Origin of the sequence: Tritonibacter sp. SIMBA_163, from assembly GCF_046535935.1 — a bacterium.
Taxonomy (GTDB): domain Bacteria; phylum Pseudomonadota; class Alphaproteobacteria; order Rhodobacterales; family Rhodobacteraceae; genus Epibacterium; species Epibacterium scottomollicae.
Genome location: NZ_JAWJBP010001470.1, coordinates 1 through 232 on the forward strand (window position 1 = coordinate 1; position 232 = coordinate 232).

At 69.0% G+C, this 232-nt stretch carries 1 protein-coding gene; it reads left to right on the plus strand.

What is annotated here, in order from left to right:
* Nucleotides 1-8: 8 nt before the first annotated feature.
* A partial coding sequence (locus R0J92_RS27170; protein WP_411053970.1) for a metal ABC transporter solute-binding protein, Zn/Mn family occupies nt 9-232 on the plus strand: 224 nt, incomplete at its 3' end.

The window sequence follows — 232 nt, forward strand, 5'->3', positions numbered from 1 at the left end:
AGGGGAAGATGGGCGACGTGCTGGTGCGGCTCGCTCGCCGGGACAAGCCGGTGTTCGCCGTCACCGAGGCGATCCTCGACAGCGGCGACTACGTGATGACCGACGCGGAAAGCCACTACGACCCGCACGTGTGGATGGACGTGGGCGGGTGGATGAAGGCCGTCGAGGTGGTCGCCGAGAAGCTCGCCGCCTACGACCCGGCTCACGCGGAGGACTACCGCAGCAACGCGGC